13 protein-coding genes and 1 pseudogene are annotated in these 15,962 nt (G+C 75.1%); 10 read left to right on the top strand and 4 right to left on the bottom strand.

The window, feature by feature from the left end; all coding sequences use genetic code 11:
- The first annotated feature begins 7 nt into the window (after positions 1-7).
- The 3 genes and pseudogenes from ACHZ99_RS17675 to ACHZ99_RS17685 form a co-directional block, all read left to right on the top strand.
- Positions 8-571: a SigE family RNA polymerase sigma factor gene (locus ACHZ99_RS17675; RefSeq protein WP_420305681.1), complete on the top strand. Its 564-nt coding sequence runs from the start codon at positions 8-10 to the stop codon at positions 569-571.
- The gene (locus tag ACHZ99_RS17680) at positions 568-2,046 is read left to right on the top strand and encodes a hypothetical protein (RefSeq protein ID WP_420305561.1); all 1,479 of its coding nucleotides are present in this window, start codon (positions 568-570) and stop codon (positions 2,044-2,046) included. Before ACHZ99_RS17675 ends, ACHZ99_RS17680 begins: the two co-directional genes overlap by 4 nt.
- An 84-nt stretch (positions 2,047-2,130) precedes the next feature.
- Positions 2,131-2,787, top strand: a pseudogene (locus ACHZ99_RS17685) (SURF1 family protein); the annotation flags it as partial.
- 85 nt (positions 2,788-2,872) lie between these two features.
- Here ACHZ99_RS17685 and ACHZ99_RS17690 read toward each other — a convergent pair.
- The 3 genes from ACHZ99_RS17690 to ACHZ99_RS17700 all read right to left on the bottom strand — a co-directional run bounded on the left by ACHZ99_RS17690 (position 2,873) and on the right by ACHZ99_RS17700 (position 7,153).
- Complete coding sequence (locus tag ACHZ99_RS17690) at positions 2,873-4,945, bottom strand: S9 family peptidase (protein ID WP_420305562.1); 2,073 nt, start codon at positions 4,943-4,945, stop codon at positions 2,873-2,875.
- Between the two features lie 102 nt (positions 4,946-5,047).
- A complete protein-coding gene (locus ACHZ99_RS17695; RefSeq protein WP_420305563.1) occupies positions 5,048-6,343 on the bottom strand; it encodes a DNA methyltransferase in 1,296 nt (431 codons plus the stop codon).
- A gap of 204 nt (positions 6,344-6,547) precedes the next feature.
- The gene (locus tag ACHZ99_RS17700; RefSeq protein ID WP_420305564.1) at positions 6,548-7,153 is read right to left on the bottom strand and encodes a superoxide dismutase; all 606 of its coding nucleotides are present in this window, start codon (positions 7,151-7,153) and stop codon (positions 6,548-6,550) included.
- A gap of 309 nt (positions 7,154-7,462) precedes the next feature.
- Between ACHZ99_RS17700 and ACHZ99_RS17705 the strand changes: the two genes are divergently transcribed.
- Together ACHZ99_RS17705 and ACHZ99_RS17710 are read left to right on the top strand one after the other, a co-directional pair.
- On the top strand, positions 7,463-10,042 hold the full coding sequence (locus ACHZ99_RS17705) for a polysaccharide lyase family 8 super-sandwich domain-containing protein (RefSeq protein ID WP_420305565.1): 2,580 nt from the start codon (positions 7,463-7,465) through the stop codon (positions 10,040-10,042).
- Positions 10,043-10,154: 112 nt separating this feature from the next.
- Positions 10,155-10,751 carry a hypothetical protein gene (locus ACHZ99_RS17710; protein WP_420305566.1) on the top strand — a complete coding sequence of 199 codons (597 nt, stop codon included), beginning with the start codon at positions 10,155-10,157 and terminating at the stop codon, positions 10,749-10,751.
- A gap of 153 nt (positions 10,752-10,904) precedes the next feature.
- On the opposite strand, the gene ACHZ99_RS17715 is transcribed toward ACHZ99_RS17710, so the two are convergent.
- On the bottom strand, positions 10,905-11,246 hold the full coding sequence (locus ACHZ99_RS17715; RefSeq protein ID WP_420305567.1) for a VOC family protein: 342 nt from the start codon (positions 11,244-11,246) through the stop codon (positions 10,905-10,907).
- A 170-nt stretch (positions 11,247-11,416) separates the two neighbouring features.
- On the opposite strand from ACHZ99_RS17715, the gene ACHZ99_RS17720 reads away from it, so the two are divergent.
- From ACHZ99_RS17720 to ACHZ99_RS17740, 5 genes are all read left to right on the top strand, one after another.
- Positions 11,417-11,905: a hypothetical protein gene (locus ACHZ99_RS17720; protein WP_420305568.1), complete on the top strand. Its 489-nt coding sequence runs from the start codon at positions 11,417-11,419 to the stop codon at positions 11,903-11,905.
- A 115-nt stretch (positions 11,906-12,020) separates the two neighbouring features.
- Entirely contained in the window at positions 12,021-13,178 is a 1,158-nt protein-coding gene (locus tag ACHZ99_RS17725) for a PLP-dependent cysteine synthase family protein (protein WP_420305569.1), read from the top strand.
- Entirely contained in the window at positions 13,175-14,461 is a 1,287-nt protein-coding gene (locus tag ACHZ99_RS17730) for an MFS transporter (protein WP_420305682.1), read from the top strand. The genes ACHZ99_RS17725 and ACHZ99_RS17730 overlap by 4 nt, the downstream gene beginning before the upstream one ends.
- Positions 14,462-14,591: 130 nt before the next feature.
- Complete coding sequence (locus ACHZ99_RS17735; RefSeq protein WP_420305570.1) at positions 14,592-15,242, top strand: class I SAM-dependent methyltransferase; 651 nt, start codon at positions 14,592-14,594, stop codon at positions 15,240-15,242.
- A gap of 77 nt (positions 15,243-15,319) precedes the next feature.
- Positions 15,320-15,883 (top strand): DUF664 domain-containing protein, encoded by a 564-nt coding sequence (locus ACHZ99_RS17740; protein WP_420305571.1) that lies wholly within the window; start codon positions 15,320-15,322, stop codon positions 15,881-15,883.
- Positions 15,884-15,962 lie beyond the last annotated feature (79 nt).

A 15,962-nucleotide genomic window follows, 5' to 3' on the forward strand; every position in this document is an offset into this window, starting at 1 on the left:
GCTGCCGGTGATCGCGCCGTGGTCCGCGCGGCCGGCCGCGCAGAAGAACGCGGCGGACGCTGACGACGCCATGGCGGAGGGCACCAGCGTCGACCACCTCACCGAGACGTACCAGACCCACTACCGGTCGCTGCTCGGGCTCGCCGCGCTGCTGCTCGACGACCTCGCCTCCTGTGAAGATGTGGTGCAGGAAGCCTTCATCCGCGTGCACTCGGCGCGCAAGCGGGTCAAGGATCCGGACAAGACCCTCGCCTACCTGCGGCAGACGGTCGTCAACCTGTCACGTTCCGCGCTCCGCCGACGCATCACCGGGCTGAAGCTGCTCTCCAAGCCCATGCCCGACATGGCGAGCGCGGAAGAGGGCGCGTACGAACAGCTGGAGCGCGACCAATTGATCAAGGCTATGCGCGGGCTGCAGCGCCGGCAGCGCGAGGTGCTCGTGCTGCGTTACTTCGCGGACATGACCGAGGCTCAGGTGGCCGAGGCGCTGGGCATCTCGCTCGGCTCCGTCAAGGCGTACGGCTCCCGGGGCATCGCCGCACTGCGAACAGCCATGGGAGCGCGGGCATGAGCGAGCGTTTCTACGAATCGGGGCCCCCGTGGGAACGGGGCTCCGAGGGATCCGGCGGGTCGGGGTCCGGCGGGTCGGGATCGAAGACGAGCGGCGCGGTGGACGTGGCCGAGACGGCGGAGCTGCCGGCGGAGCCGGACGAGGCGAAGGCGGCGTCGGGCGCGGATACGGGCCCGGGTGCGAGCGCGGACTCGGGCGCCGGTACGGGCTCGGGTGCGGGTACGGGCTCGGGTGCCGACGAGCCGGGGGTGCCGGGTGGCGCCGCCGGAGCGGACGACGGCCCGGGTGCTGCGGCCGGACGGGACGGCTCCGCCGGGTCGGACGGCTCGGCCGGGTCGGACGGCTCCGCCGGACCGGGTGCTTCGGCCGGTTCCGGCGGTGCGGGCGGTTCCGGCGGGGCCGGGAACCCGCGCCGACCCGGCGGCCACGGCGACGGGGACGGCGGCGACGACGCCGACGGCGAGGAGGAGCTGCGGCTTCTGCTCCACTCCGCGGTCGACGGCCTGGAGCCGGCGCCCGGCACGCTGGAGTACTTGCAGCGGGCGGTGCCCGCACGGCGTACGCGCCGCCGCCAGCTGGTGGCGGTCGCCGCCGTCGCGGTGGTCGCGATCGCGGTCTCGGTGCCGGCGCTCATGACGATGACGGGCTCGACGGGGGAGAGGAGCCCGCGCCAGGACGTCGCCAACAGCCGGTACCCCGGCGGCGGGCAGGGCGGGGGCGGCGCCGTGGAGGGCAGCGACTCCGAAGCCACCGCGGGCAGCAAGGAGCCGAGCGGCCAGGAGGAGGAGCCGCGGAGCCCGGGGCCCGACGAGGACAGCCCCGCCCCGACCGGTGGCTCCGAGGACGGGGTCGAAGCGGAGCCGTGCGCGCCGACGCAGATCAGCGAGCCGGTCGCGGCGAGCGATATGCCGGACGAGGCCGGCCGGGTCACCGGATCCTTCACCGTCACCAACGTCTCCACCTCCTCCTGCGCGGTCGGGTCGTCCGGCGGCGTGCGGGTGGGCGGCACGTTCGGCGCGGCGAGAGCGAGCGAGGTCGACGCCCGTACGCACACGGAGGGCGACGCCGCGACGGACCTGCTGCCGCCGCCGGCGCCGGCGGCCGACGCGCTGGTGCTGGCGCCCAGCGAGTCGTACGTGGTGGCGTTCGCCTGGGTGCCGGAGGCCAGCGGCGACGGCGGCTGCACCACCTCCCACGCCTCGCCCAGCCCGGACCCCAGCGACGGGACGGACACGGCCACGCAGGACGAGACCCAGTCCGAGCCGGACCAGGGGACCGACGCCGGCGGTACCGAAGCCGGCGGCACCGACACCGGCGGCGGGACCGGCGAACCGGGCGACGGCGACGGCAACGCCGAAGGCTCCGTCACCCTGACCCACTCGCCGGAGGCCGACTCCTCCGCCGTGGCCGAGGTCACGGTCGAGAACGCCTGCGCGGGCACCGTCTACTACACGGAACCCCTCCCGAACGCCTGACCCTGGGACGGGCGCCCGCCGGGGAGGCCGTACCGTGGTGGCGTGTACCGGTTCCTGCTGACGCCCCGCTGGTGGGTCGTCAACGTGCTCGCCGCGCTCGCCATCCCGGTCTGCCTCGTCATGGGCAGCTGGCAGCTGGGCCGCTTCGAGACGCGGGTGGACACCCACCGGGAACAGCAGGAGCAGCGGGCGGAGCAGGCAGGCGACGGCGTCGCCGGCCGGCCGATGGGCGAGCTGCTGCCCGTGACCCAGGACACCACCGGCGAACCGGCCACGGTCACCGGCCGCTACGGTCCCCAACTCCTCGTCCCCGACCGCACCCTCGACGGCGAGACCGGCTTCTACGTCCTGACCCTCCTGCGCACCGACGACCCCGTGGGCGGCGACGGCGACACCGGAGCCCCTACCTCCGTTCCCGTTCTGCGTGGCTGGCTGCCCGGCGAGGCCGACCCGGCGCAGGCTCCCGAGCCGCCCGCCGGCGAGGTCACCGTCACCGGCGCGCTGCAGGCGTCCGAGCACCGGGGCTCCCCCGGCGTGCACACCGAGGGCGGCCTGCCCCGCGGCCAGGTCGGCATGATCAGCGCCGCGGCGCTGGTCAACGTCGTGGACGACCAGGTCTCCACGGCCTGGATCACCCTCCTTGAGGCCGACGGCGGGATGCGGCCCGTCCCCGCCGAGGTGCCGCAGGGCAGCGGGCTCGACCTCAAGGCGTTCCAGAACCTCGGCTACACGGCCCAGTGGTTCGTCTTCGCCGGCTTCGTGATCTTCATGTGGTACCGGCTGTTCCGCCGCGAGGCGGAGGTCGCACGCGACGCGGCCCTGGGCCTCACCTCCCCCGGTCCTGCGGCGGCCGCCGGGAACCCGGACCCGGATCCGGATCAGGACGCTGCGGATGCTGTGGGCGCTGCGGATGCCACGGACGCGGAGCCGTCGGCCCAGCAGGCAGATGACGCCGGGCGAAGTCCAGCTCCAGCCTCAACTGCTTGATCCGCTCCGCGACGACCAGGGAGCCGTGTCCCGCGTCGTAGCGGTACACCTCGTGCGGATGGCCGCGCTCCGCCAGCCGGCCGATGTAGTTCTCCACCTGCCGGATCGGGCACCGCGGGTCGTTGAGCCCCGCGGAGACGAACACCGGCGCCCGCACCCGGTCCACGTACGTCAGAGGCGACGACGCGGCGTAGCGCTCCGGGACCTCCTCGGGTGAGCCGCCCATCAGCGTGCGGTCCATCGCCTTCAGGGCCTCCATCTCGTCCCGGTACGCCGCCACGTAGTCGGCGACGGGCACTGCCGCCAGGCCCAGCGCCCAGCTGTCCGGCTGGGTGCCGAGGGCGAGGAGCGTCAGATACCCGCCCCACGAGCCGCCGCCGATCACCAGCCGCTCCGGGTCCGCGAGTCCGGAGGCGACGGCCCACTCCCGCACCGCCGCGATGTCCTCCAGCTCGATCAGCCCCACCCGGTGCTTCAGCGCGTCGGTCCACTCCCGGCCGTAGCCGGTGGAGCCGCGGTAGTTGACGCGGACCACGGCGAAGCCGTGGTCGACCCAGGCCGCCGGGCCGGCCGCGAAGGCGTCGTCGTCCTGCGCCGTCGGCCCGCCGTGCACGTCGAACAGGCACGGGAACGGGCCCTCGCCCGGCGGCCGCTGCACCAGGGCGTGGATCCGCCCGCCGGGCCCGTCCACCCAGGCGTCCGCCACGGGCACCGAGCGCGGCGCCGCGGGCCCCGGCGGCCGCAGCACCACGGCCCCGTCGGCGGACCGCACCTGCGGCGGCTCCGCGCCCGACGACCAGTGGAACTCCACCGCGCCGTCGGGCCGCGCCGTCGCCCCCGAGATCGTCCCCGGCGGGGTCTCCACCCGGGTCAGCGCGCCGGAGCCGGCGCCCTCCAGCCCGTACCGCCAGAGCTCGCTGCGGGCCTGGTACGTGTGCAGCAGGAGCAGCGCGCTGCCGTCCGGATACCACTCCGCGGACACGTCCCCCGGTAGATCCAGCTCCAGCTCCGTCGTCCGCCCGGCGACCGGGTCCCAGATCATCGGCTCCCACCGGCCGCGCCGCTGGTGCCCGACGAGCAGCCGGGTGTCGCCCGCCACCGGCGCGAAGCCCAGCACCTCCAGGCCCAGCTCCTCCCGGCCGCCCTTGGTGTCGTCCAGCTCGGCGACCGTGACGTCCGCGCCGGGGGCACCGCCGATCCGCAGCACGCGCAGGGCGGCGTGCATGGCGTCGCCGTGCTCGGTGTGCTCGACGGCGAGCAGCCCGCCGTCGTACGAGAGGTCGCCGACGCCGGCGGACTCCGGGTGCCGGTAGATCTCGCTCGGCTCGCCGCCGGGCCGGACGAGGTGGATCGTCGTGCCCGTCTCCTCCGTGGAGCGGCCGACCACCGCCGTGCCGTCCCGCGCGAGCGCGAGGCCCGCCGAGTAGGCCGGGGGGAGGCCGGGCGCCGCGGCCCGGTCCTGCCCCGGGGCGGCGCCGGCGAACGGCTGCCGCCGCCACACCCCGAACTCGTCCCCGTCGGTGTCGCAGAACCACCAGACCCACTCGCCGTCCGGCGTCAGCGCGCCGTCCGTCGTGCCGTTCGGCCGGTCGGTGACCTGGCGGACGCCGCCCGTGCGCCGGTCCCAGGCGTACAGCTCGAACGTGCCCGTCACGTTCGACACGTACAGCGCGCGGTCCGGCGCGTCCTCCGCCCACCCGGGCAGGCTGATCCGCGGCGCCCGGAACCGCTGCTCCCACACCGGCGCCGCACCCGCGGGCGCTCCGCTGTCGCCGCCTCCGCTGTCGCCGCCTCCGCTGTCGGCGCCTCCTCTGCTCCCGCCGCCTCCGCCGCCTCCGGCCTCGTCGCCCCCGCCGGCGCCGCCCACGACGCCACCGGCACCTGCCGCTTTGCCCCCGTCGATCTCGCTCATGCCGACATTCTGCGGCCTGGCCGGAGCCCGGCGGCGCCCGCAGCGCCAATCTGTGGACAACTCCCCAGTTGTGGATAAAACCTGCCGCCGCCGGCGCCGCGCCTACCGCCGCACGCCCGACACCGCGTACTCGAAGAGCGCCTTGTTGCTGTTCCGCTTCCGGATGACCTCCACCTCCACCCCCGCGAACCCCGCCGCCCCGAGCAGCGCCGCGTACCACTCCTGCGCCGGTACCTGGTTCCCGTAGAAGGTCGAGTTCCCGATCACGTAGACCGCCCGGCCGCCGCCGCGCACGTTCTTGTACGCGGCCCGGAAGTGCCCCCACATGTCGTGCACGTACTTGCCCACGTAGTTGGCCAGCAGCGGCCCGTTCCGCCCGCCGTCCCGCCGGATCGCCGCCTGCGTCCGGGCCAGCTCGCCCGCGACCGGCTCCGGCACCCCCGCCGCCGGACCCGGCGGGATCCAGGCCCGTACGCGCGAGGTGGCCGCGCCCCAGGTGCCGCCGATCGCCTGCCAGTCCAGCCGGCCCGCGTCCTCCGCCCGCCGCAGGTGCCGCATCCAGTACATGTACGGGCGCAGCTCCCGGATGTACGACATCCGGTTGACGTACGGCGGCGAGGTCAGCAGCAGGTCGCAGGGGAGGAGCCGGCCGGCGGCGGGCTGCATGTCGCGGGAGTCGCCGTACAGCACGCGCGCGGTGCCGGGCAGCGGTGCCGCGGCGCTCGCGAGCGTGGTGTCGGCCTCGCGCCGGAAGTCCTCCAGCACGGCCCGGGCGGCGTCGAGGCCGAGCGCCCGGAGAGCGGCCGCGTCCGCCGCGGGCGGCGTGCTCTCCTCCCGCTCCTGTTTGAAGGACATGCTCTGGTGGTTGAACGCCGCGTTGCTCGACGCGATCAGCGTCCTGCAGAACGCCACGTCCAGCAGGTCCCGGCCGCCCGGCGGCAGCCCGCCCGCCGCGACGTCCAGCGCCCGGCGCACCGCCTTCAGCGCGTCCAGCGCGCTCCACGCCCACCACCGGCCGATGTTGTGCAGCTCCGGCTGCCACAGCCCGCCGGCCTCCGGCAGCAGCTCCTCGGCGCGGCGCACCAGCGGGGCGAGCGCCTGCCGGGTCTCGCGCAGGTGCGCGGGCTCGTACGCGGCCGTCTTCGTCTTCCCGAGCCAGATCAGGAACGGGTTCACGTCGAGCGACTGCCCCGTCAGCCCGTGCTCGGCGGCGGCGAGCGGGGTGGTGCCGGTGCCGGAGAAGGGGTCGGTGACGACGGATCCGGGCGGCATCTCGGCGGCGTAGCGGCGCACCAGGCTCACGGAGTAGGCGGGCGTCAGCCGGAGCCAGCCGTGGCGGCCGGCGCCGGCGTTGGCGCGGTAGGTGAGGTGCGCGTTCTGGCGCGTGTCCGACCGCATGCTCTCGCTCTCGCCGACGGAGGTGGGGGTTGCGTGGATCGTAGTCGGCGGCGGGTGCCCGGCCCGTGGGAACGGCCAAGTCCCCTCCTGCGGAACGTACGGAACGGCGGCGCAACGCAACGGCCGCCCCCTCGCCGTGCGCGAGAGAGCGGCCCGTCGACTTCTTACGGTGTTTCCCGTGAAACCTCCGCCCGCTGCCGGATCTCAGCCGCGCGCCGTGGCCTCCGCGTAGCGTGCCGCGACGTCCTCCCAGTTCACGAGGTCCCAGAGCTTCTGGACGTAGTCCGGGCGGACGTTCTTGTACTGCAAGTAGTACGCGTGCTCCCAGGCGTCGAAGACCAGCAGCGGCGTGCTGCCCTGGCCGACGTTGCCGTGGTGGTCGTAGACCTGTTCGACGATCAGCCGCCGGCCCAGCGGCTCCCACGCCAGCACGCCCCAGCCCGAGCCCTGCACCGACGCCGTGGCCGCGCTCAGCTGCTTCCGGAACGCCTCGAAGCCGCCCAGGTGCTCGTCGATCGCGTCGGCGAGGGCGCCGTCGGGGCGGTCGCCGCCGTCCGGGGAGAGGTTCTCCCAGAAGATCGTGTGCAGTACGTGCCCGGAGAGGTTGAAGGCGTAGGTCTTCTCCAGCCCGACCAGGCTGCCGAACTGCTCCTTGTCGCGCGCCTCGGCGAGCTGCTCCAGCGTGTCGTTGGCGCCCTTGACGTAGGCGGCGTGGTGCTTGGCGTGGTGCAGTTCGAGGATCTGCCCGGTGATGGCGGGCTCCAGTGCGGCGTAGTCGTAGGGCAGATCCGGTAGCGCGTACGTGCTCATGGGGCGCTGCTCCTTTCGTGGGACGTCCGTCCGGGGATCACCCTACGCGCTTATTGCACAGGACTTGCAACAACTTCTTGTGTGCATCAAGCTGGTTGTGCCGGGCGGGGCCCGGCGGTAGGCGATCGTCTTCCCGCCGGTGCGCTCCGGCTACCTGTGCGCCGGGCCCCACCCCTCACGACGCCTGATGCCCCGGACCGACCGCCGGGCCCGTTCTCCCGTACGGGCCTCGCAAGCGCTTGTCGGCGCCTCGCCCGTCTGCTTGACTCCGGCTGCCAGTGCCCCAACGCACCGGAAGAGGACGACCCCATGGACTTCACCCGCAGACGCCTGCTGTCCACCCTGCCCGCCGCCGGCCTGCTGGCCGTCCTCCCGGCCCGCGCGGCCGCCGGGGCCACGGAGAGCGCCGCGGAGAGCGCCGCGGCCGGAGACGCCGCCCTCCTCCTCGCCCACGTCCGCGCCGTCTTCGCCGGCACGCCCGGGACCAACGCCCGCCCCGAGACCGCCGCCAAGGTCGCCGACGTCCACGACACCGCCCGCGCCAACCTCGCCGCCATGGCCGACCCCGGCGCCGCCACCGACGAACTCTTCGCCGGCGTCCCCCTCGGCACCAGCGACGTCAACCTCACCACCTCGTACCGCAAGCTCTACGAGATCGTCCTCGCCACCCGCGCCCCCGGCGGCGGCCTCCACGACGACGCCGCCGCCCAGCGCCGCGCCGTCGACGGCCTGGTGTGGCTGCACGAGCGCTACTACGGCGACCAGTCCCGGGGCTACTACGGCAACTGGCACAACTGGGAGATCGGCATCTCCACCCACGTCAGCAAGACGTTCGCGCTCCTCGCCGACGTCCCCGGCGCCGTCCCCGCCGGCCTGCTCACGACGTACGTCGCGTCCATGGACGCGTACCTCCGCAACGGCAAGGACGGCGACGTCGACCTCGACTCCCGCTTCCACACCGGCGCCAACCTCGCCGACATCACCACCAACCGCCTCATCCAGGGCGCCCTGCTCACGGCGTCCGGGGAGGCCGACGGCGGACCCCGTACCGCCAAGGCCCTCGAAGACCAGCTCACCGTCTTCGCCACCATCGACCCGTACGACATCCGCCACGGCAACACCGACGGCTACTACGCCGACGGTTCGTTCATCCAGCACCACTCGGTCGCGTACACCGGCTCGTACGGCAAGGCGCTCCTCACCCGCGTCGTCCAGACGCTCAAGTTCCTCGACGGCACCGGCTACGCGAACACCGGCGCGCTCGTGCCCGTCGTGCAGCGCTGGGTGCGCGACGGCTTCGCGCCGCTGATCTTCGAGGGCTGGATGATGGAGGTCGTCAAGGGCCGCGCCGTGTCCCGCACGACCTCCGGCTACACCGACGTCGCGATCGTCGTCGAGGCCGTCGTCGACCTCGCCGACTACACCACCGGCGCCGACGCCGCCGCGCTCAGGAGCTACGTCAAGCACATCCGCGCCACCTCGCGCGCCGCGCTCGACCCCACCCGGTTCGTCTCCCCCGTCAGCATCGTGCGCTACGCCGACATCGTCGGAGACGACTCCGTCCCGCCCGCCGACCTCAACCCCGCCGCGCGCAGCGTCGCGTTCAACGCCATGGACCGGCACGTCCACCGCCGCCCCGGCTACGCCTTCGCGCTCGCCCGCAGCTCGGACCGCATCAGCAAGTACGAGTACATGAGCGGCGAGAACCTGATGCCCTGGTTCCAGGGCGACGGCGCGTACTACCTCTACCTCTCCGGCCAGGACCAGACGCGCTCGTACGGCGTCGACTACTACACCGTCGTCTCCCCCTACGGCCTCGCCGGCACCACCGCCCCTGTCGAGCGCCGCGGCACCGTACCGGAGCTGTACGACGGCATGCTCTGGTACGAGAACCCGGGCCACCCGCTGAACTTCACCTCGTCGTCCGAGTCGCAGAACAAGTACGTCTACTTCCCGCGCGGCACCAACCGCCACTCCGGCGGCGCCGTCCTCGGCGCGTACGGGACGGCCTCGGTGGTGCAGTCCGACGACGTCGCCTACGCCGAACGCGACGTCCTCCCCGACGACTTCGTCGTCTACCGCAACGCGACCGCCGTCAAGTCGTGGTTCATGCTCGACGACGAGATCGTCGTCCTCGCCGCCGGCGTCGGCGACCGTGCCGGACGCACAGTAACTACTACCGTCGACGCGCGCACCGCGGACCCGTCCGCCGCCGTCTCCGTCACCGGCGCGCGCCGCGACGGCCGCGCCTGGGAAGGCCCGGGCACGGCAGAGCTGCGCTGGCTGCGGTACGCCGACGCCGCGGAGGGCACCGCCGTCGGCTACGTCTTCCTGGACGCCCCGCGCGTCCGGGTCGGGCTGGAGGACGTCACCCGCAGCCGCCGCGTCGTACGGACCAGGAACCCCGACACGGCGGTGACGCGCACCGTCTTCAGCGCGACCGTCGACCACGAGCCGCGGCGCGGGCTCGCGCGCCTGGCGTACGCGCTGGTGCCGCACGCCTCCGCCGGGCAGTTGGACACGTACCGCCGCCGCGGCCCGCTCACCGTGACCGCCAACACCCCGCACCTCCAGGCCGTCCGCCACACCGGCCTCCGCCTGACCGCCGCCAACGCCTTCGGCCCCGGCCGCCACCACACCGCCGGGCTGAGCGTCGACGGCCCGGCCTCGGTGCTCGTACGGGCCGGGGACGACGGGCGGGTGGAGGTGGCCGTCGCGGACCCGACGATGGACCGCGACACGGTCACGGTGGTGCTGCGCGGCCGGCCGCTGCGGAAGGCGGCGGGGGACGACGGGGTGCGGGTGAGCCGGGTGCCCGGGGGGACGAAGCTGGAGGTGAACACCCGGCAGGCGTACGGCAGGAGTCTGACGGCAAGCCTGGAGAAGTAGGCGACCGGGCCCCGCTTGTCCGGTACGGGGGCATGTGCGGGGAGGTGAGGGGGTCTACGCTGGAGTGACAGGGCTCGTGCAGGGCCGGTCGGGCCGGACCGGGGGAGGACGAGTGGCTGAGTTGTTCCTACGTGGGCTGAGCCGCTGGCAGGCGGACACGCAGCGGGAGGCCGTGGCGGACGTCTACGTCGCCTCGTACAACGGGCGGGCCGGCGGGACGGTGGGAGCCGGCGGCGCCGGCGGCGCCGGTGGTGCCGTCGGGTCCGGTGCGATCGGTGGCGCGGCGGCCGGGCGGGAGGACTTTCTGCGCCGGCTCGAAGACCACGTGCAGCGGCCGGGCTTCGAGATGGTCCTGGCCGGCGGCGACCGCCCGGTGGGCTGCGCGTACGGCTTCCGGGCGGACCGCTCCGGCGCGTGGTGGCCGGACTTCCCGGAGGGGCCGCCGCTGGCGCTGACGGAGGTCACGTCGTCCCCGCGGGCGTTCGTGGTGGCGGAGTTGATGGTCGTCCCCGACCAGCGCCGCCGGCACATCGCCACGCGCCTCCAGCAGCACCTGCTGGCACGCTGGACCCCGTCCCCGGCGGTGGCGCTGTTCCCGCGGGGCAACGAGGCGGCGGGCGCGGCGTACCGCACGTGGGGCTGGACCCGTACGGGCAGCCTCCACCCGGCCCCGCCGACGCCCCCGCTGGACCTCTGGACGCACAGGTAGGACGCCGCGCGCGTTCTCCTCGGGGGCCGCCTGCGCACATCCGGGCCGACGACGGGAGCGGAGGCTCCCGGACGGGCCGCTGACCCCGCCCTGCGGCGGGCGTACCGGCGCGGCACCCGCGCCGCGACGCGGGTCCGCCACCGCGCCGCCGGTTCAGGCCGGCGCGCCCCCGAGGCCGATCTCGTTGCCGTCCGGGTCGCGGTACAGCGCCTTCCGGACCCCGTTGCCGTACGTCTCCCGCCGCACCGGCTCCACGCCGCGGGCGGATATCGCCGCGACCCGGTCGTCGAAGTCGTCGACGAAGACGGTGTTCAGGGCGTGTCCGGCGTGCTCCGGGCGGTGCTCGACGGCCAGCGACCGGTGCTCCGCCAGCTCCCACACCACCTCCTCCGGGGACGCCACGAAGGTCGGCGGGGTGCCGAGCAGGCGCTCGTACCAGGCCAGTGCCGCGGCGAAGTCCCGTACGGGGACGCCGGCGAAGAGGTCGACGCTCATGCCCGCAAGCGTACGGACCGACACTGACACCCGCCGGGCCCTCGGCGCCAACGTGCCGCTGGAGCCGTCCCGGACCGCCCGCGGGAGCGGTCGGCAACCCGCTCTTCCCGATTTCACCCGGATGGGTCGAATAGAGTGCGGATGGGGCAGAAGTGGCTACGCTCTGTCGGGTGCCGGGTACTCACGCCGCCGTCCTGCCGCGGGTCTGCCGCGCCGTGGTCGCCCTTCTCGCGGGACTGGCGATCGTCGCGCTGGCGCCGGTGTTCGCGTGCGTGGACGCCGGTTCGCCGCACCACGAGGGCGGGGAGAGCCTGCGGGGGAGCACGCTCGCGGTGACGCTGTCCCCGGAGGCGTACGCGGACGCGGAGGAGGACCACCGGACCGCCCGCCACCGCACGGGCAGCCACCTCGACGCCCACGGCAGCCACGCCGACTGCCGCGACCGGTGCTGCGAGCCCGCCGCCGCCCTCCCCGGCGCCGTCCTGCGCGACGACTCCCCCGGCTCCGCCGCCCACCCCGTGCGCGCCCCCGACGCCCCGTCCGCCCGCGCCTCCGTGACCCCCGCCGGCCACCCGGTGTCCGCGGCCGCCGGCCCGCGCCCGGCGGCCCGCCGCGCCGGGCCCGTCCTCCTCCGCCTGGTCTGCGTCAGCCGTACGTGACGGCCCCCCGCGCGCCGCGCCCGCCCCGCAGCGCGCCGCGCGCCCGCCACGCCCCCACGCACGTACGCGCACACCCGGCCGCGCACCGGCACGGCCGCGGAAGGACCGACCCCCCATGCACCCAGCCACGCCCCCGGCCGCGCACCCCGTCTCGCACCCGCTCCGCACCGTCTCCCCCGCCGAACTCCGCGGCTTCGCCGCCGCGCACCACCTCCCCGGCCCGGCCGGCGGCGCCCGCAGCACGCCCGCCGGGCTCGTCGGCAACACCCCCGTCCTGTGGATCGGCGAGCCCTTCAGCCCGCCCGGCCACGGCTTCTGGGCCAAGCTGGAGTGCGCCAACCCCGGCGGGCTCAAGGACCGCTCCGCGCTGCACATGGTCGCCGCCGCCCGCCGCCGCGGCGAACTGGCGCCCGGCGCGCCCGTCGTCGAGTCGACCAGCGGCACGCTGGGCCTCGGCCTCGCGCTCGCGGGGATCACCTTCGGCCACCCGGTGACCCTCGTCACCGACCCGGGGCTGGAGCCGCTGCTGCGGCACCAGCTGACCGCGTACGGGGCGTGCGTCGACGTCGTACGCGCCCCGCACCCCGCCGGCGGCTGGCAGCAGGCCCGCCGCGACCGGGTCGCGGAACTGCTCGCCGCGCGGCCCGGCGCCTGGTGCCCGGACCAGTACCACAACCCCGACAACCCCGCCGCGTACGACGCCCTCGCCCTCGAACTCGCCGTCCAGCTCGGCCGCGTCGACGTCCTCGTCACCGCCGTCGGCACCGGCGGCCACTCCGCCGGCGTCGCCCGCGCGCTGCGCGCGTTCTCGCCGGGCATGCGGCTGGTCGGGGTGGACTCGGTGCGCAGCACGGTCTTCGGGCAGCCGGCCGGCGAACGGCTGATGCGCGGGCTCGGCAGCAGCATCCATCCGCGCAACGTCGACCACGCGGCGTTCGACGAGTGCCACTGGGTCGCGGCGCACGAGGCGGTGTGGGCGGCCCGCCGGCTGGTGCGGCACCACTACGCGGGGGGCGGCTGGAGCGTCGGCGCGGTCGCGCTGGTCGCCGGGTGGCTGGCGCGTACGCACGGGCCGTCGGCCCGTATCGCCGCAGTCTTCCCCGACGGCGTACAGCGCTACTGGAACACCGTCTTCAGCGACGACCACTGCCGCGCCCACGACCTGCTCGACCGCCCGCCGGCCGCGGACCCGGACGAGATCGGGCACCCGGCGGAGCGGACGGTGGAGCGCTGGACGCGGTGCGCCAACGTGACGGCGGTGCCGGCGCGGTGAGGGGCGTGGCGCGGGAGTTCCGCTCGTACGGCGGCGGGGTGCGGCTGCTGATGGTGCAGCAGTTCACCATCAACACCGCCTTCTACATGCTGATGCCCTACCTCGCCGCGCATCTCGCGGACGGGCTGGGCATGGCGGCGTGGGCGGTGGGCCTGGTGCTGGGCGTACGGAACTTCTCCCAGCAGGGCATGTTCCTCCTCGGCGGCACGCTGGCCGACCGGCTGGGCTGCAAGCCCATGATGGTCGCGGGATGCGTGCTGCGGACGGCCGGGTTCGGGCTGCTGGGCTTCGTGCAGTCGCTGCCGGCGCTGGTGGCGGCGTCGGCGATGACGGGCTTCGCGGGGGCGCTGTTCAACCCGGCGGTACGGACGTATCTCGCCCAGGCCGTCGGCGAGGAGCGGCGGGTGGGGGCGTTCGCGCTGTTCAACGTCTTCTACCAGACCGGGATGTTCGTCGGCCCGCTGGTCGGGCTGGCGCTGCTGGCGGCCGACTTCCGGCTGGTGTGCACGGTCGCTGCGCTGCTGTTCCTGGGGCTGACGGCGGTGCAGGTGCTGGCGCTGCCCGAAGGGGACCGGGGGACGGTACGGGCCGTGCGCCCGGGGGCGCGCGGGGTGCTGGCCGACTGGCGCACCGTCGTGACCAACCGCCCCTTCATGCTCTTCTCCGCCGCCATGATCGGCTCGTACGTCCTCTCCTTCCAGGTGTATCTGGCGCTCCCCCTCCAGGCCCACCGCGCCTTCCCGGGCGCCGGCGACGGCGTGACCACCGCGCTCTTCGCCGTCTCGGCGGGCGTGGCGGCGGCGGGCCAGCTGCGCGTCACGGGCTGGGCCAGGAAACGCTGGCCGGCACAGCGCGCCCTGGTGTACGGGATCGCGCTGATGAGCGCCGCCTTTCTGCCGCTGCTGCTCGCCGGCGCCCCGCTCGACGGCGACGGCACGGCGGCCCGGACGGCGGCGCTGGCCCCGCTGCTGCTCGCCGCGGCGCTGCTGGCGCTGGGCACGGCGCTGGCGTACCCGTACGAGATGGACACGGTCGTGTCCCTGTCCGGCGGCCACCTCGTCGCCACCCACTACGGCCTGTACAACACCGTCTCCGGCCTCGGCATCACGCTCGGCAACCTGGCGACGGGCGCCCTGTGGGACGCCGCGGAACGGTACCCCCGGCTCCCGTGGCTGGCCCTGACCGCCACGGGAGTCGCCTGCGCGGCGGCCCTGGCGGCACTGTCCCACGGCGGCCGCCTGCGCACGCCGCACCCGCAACCGGCGGCGAGGACCCCGGCCTGACCACGCACGCGCGCGTCCGACGTCGCCGGCCCTCGCCGAGGCTCCCGTCCCCCAGGCCGCCGAAGCGCGCGCGTGAACGGCGGTGCGGGGGACGGGAGACGGCGGGCCGCGCCCGGCTAGCGTGGGGCGCATGGCGGTTCTCGACGTGCTGTGCCGTTTCAACCGGCGGCATCCCTGGAGCCACAACGACCACTACGCGCCGTGGATCGCCCGCCGCGTGGCCGAGTCGGGGGCGCGGGACGTCCTGGACGTCGGATGCGGGGCGGGGAACCTGCTCGGGGTGCTGCGGCGGCGGGCCGGGGCCGCCGTGACCGGGCTCGAACCCGACGCCGCGCTCGCCGCCGTCGCCGCCGGGCGGTTCGACGGCGATCCCGCGGTCACCGTCGTACGCACCGACTTCGCCGGCCGGGAACGGGGGCGGCGCTGGGACGCCGTCACGCTCGTCGCCGTCCTGCACCACCTGCCGCTCCGCCCCACGCTGCGCGAGCTGCGCGACTGCCTCGCGCCGGGCGGGCGGCTGGTCGTCGTCGGGTGCTACCGCGAGGCCGGCACCGCCGACGTCGTCGCCTCCCTGCCGGCCGTGGTCGCCAACCCCGTCGTCGGCTTCGCCAAGCACCCGGCCCGCGCCGCCGACGTACCGGTCCACATGACCGCGCCCACCGCCGAACCCCGGGAGACGCTGGCCGAGATCCGGGCCGCGGCGGCGGCGGAGCTGCCGGGCGCGCGGGTCCGGCGGCGGCTGTTCTGGCGGTACAGCCTGCTCTACGACGCGCCCGTGTGACGCCCTTCCCCGGCCGGGGGCGGCCCCGGGGCGAAATTCGCTTGCACGTCCGGGCGTCGGTCAGCATCGTGTGTACGGTGAGTGACGACGACGTACCCGAGCGGTGGACCGCGGCAAGCGTCTACCCCGACATGTGGGCGGACCCCGACCGGGACCCCCGCAACAACGACTCCAGTCCCGACGGCGAGTTGGCGACGCTGCAGGACTTCCTCGCCGGCTACCGGCTGACCCTGACCATGAAGTGCGAGGGGCTCGACGCCGAGCAGCTGGCGCGCCGTTCCGTCCCGCCGTCGACCATGTCCCTCCTCGGGCTGGTACGCCACCTCGCCGAGGTGGAGCGGGACTGGCGCAACTGGGTCGAGCCGGAGAACCCCGCCCCCCGGATCTACGGCGAGCGCGACGCCGACTTCGCGGGCGCCGCCGCCGATCCGGCCCTCGTCGACGCCGCCTTCGCCGACCTCGCGCGCGAGCAGGCGGCGTGCGACGCGGTGCTCACCTCGCACACCGACCTCGGCACCCGCCTGGCCAAGGGCGACACATCGGTGCGCGAGTTGTGGGTACACCGGGTGGAGGAGTACGCGCGGCACTGCGGTCACGCGGACCTGCTGCGCGAATGCGTCGACGGCCGGGTGGGTCAGTAGGGTGGTACGGGGGTGATTCGCGGGGCGACCCGGCACAGCTGACCGGCCGGGCAACCAGGCGCGGCTCTCATCGCGTTCG

Source organism: Streptomyces sp. MAR4 CNX-425 (genome assembly GCF_048656465.1).
Taxonomy (GTDB): Bacteria; Actinomycetota; Actinomycetes; order Streptomycetales; family Streptomycetaceae; genus Streptomyces.

Coding starts and splice junctions, on each gene's coding strand:
- ACHZ99_RS17680 (WP_420305561.1), top strand. CDS start 568: ATGAGCGAGCGTTTCTACGAATCGGGGCCCCCGTGGGAACGGGGCTCC.
- ACHZ99_RS17690 (WP_420305562.1), bottom strand. CDS start 4,945: ATGAGCGAGATCGACGGGGGCAAAGCGGCAGGTGCCGGTGGCGTCGTG.
- ACHZ99_RS17695 (WP_420305563.1), bottom strand. CDS start 6,343: ATGCGGTCGGACACGCGCCAGAACGCGCACCTCACCTACCGCGCCAAC.
- ACHZ99_RS17700 (WP_420305564.1), bottom strand. CDS start 7,153: ATGAGCACGTACGCGCTACCGGATCTGCCCTACGACTACGCCGCACTG.
- ACHZ99_RS17705 (WP_420305565.1), top strand. CDS start 7,463: ATGGACTTCACCCGCAGACGCCTGCTGTCCACCCTGCCCGCCGCCGGC.
- ACHZ99_RS17715 (WP_420305567.1), bottom strand. CDS start 11,246: ATGAGCGTCGACCTCTTCGCCGGCGTCCCCGTACGGGACTTCGCCGCG.
- ACHZ99_RS17725 (WP_420305569.1), top strand. CDS start 12,021: ATGCACCCAGCCACGCCCCCGGCCGCGCACCCCGTCTCGCACCCGCTC.
- ACHZ99_RS17735 (WP_420305570.1), top strand. CDS start 14,592: ATGGCGGTTCTCGACGTGCTGTGCCGTTTCAACCGGCGGCATCCCTGG.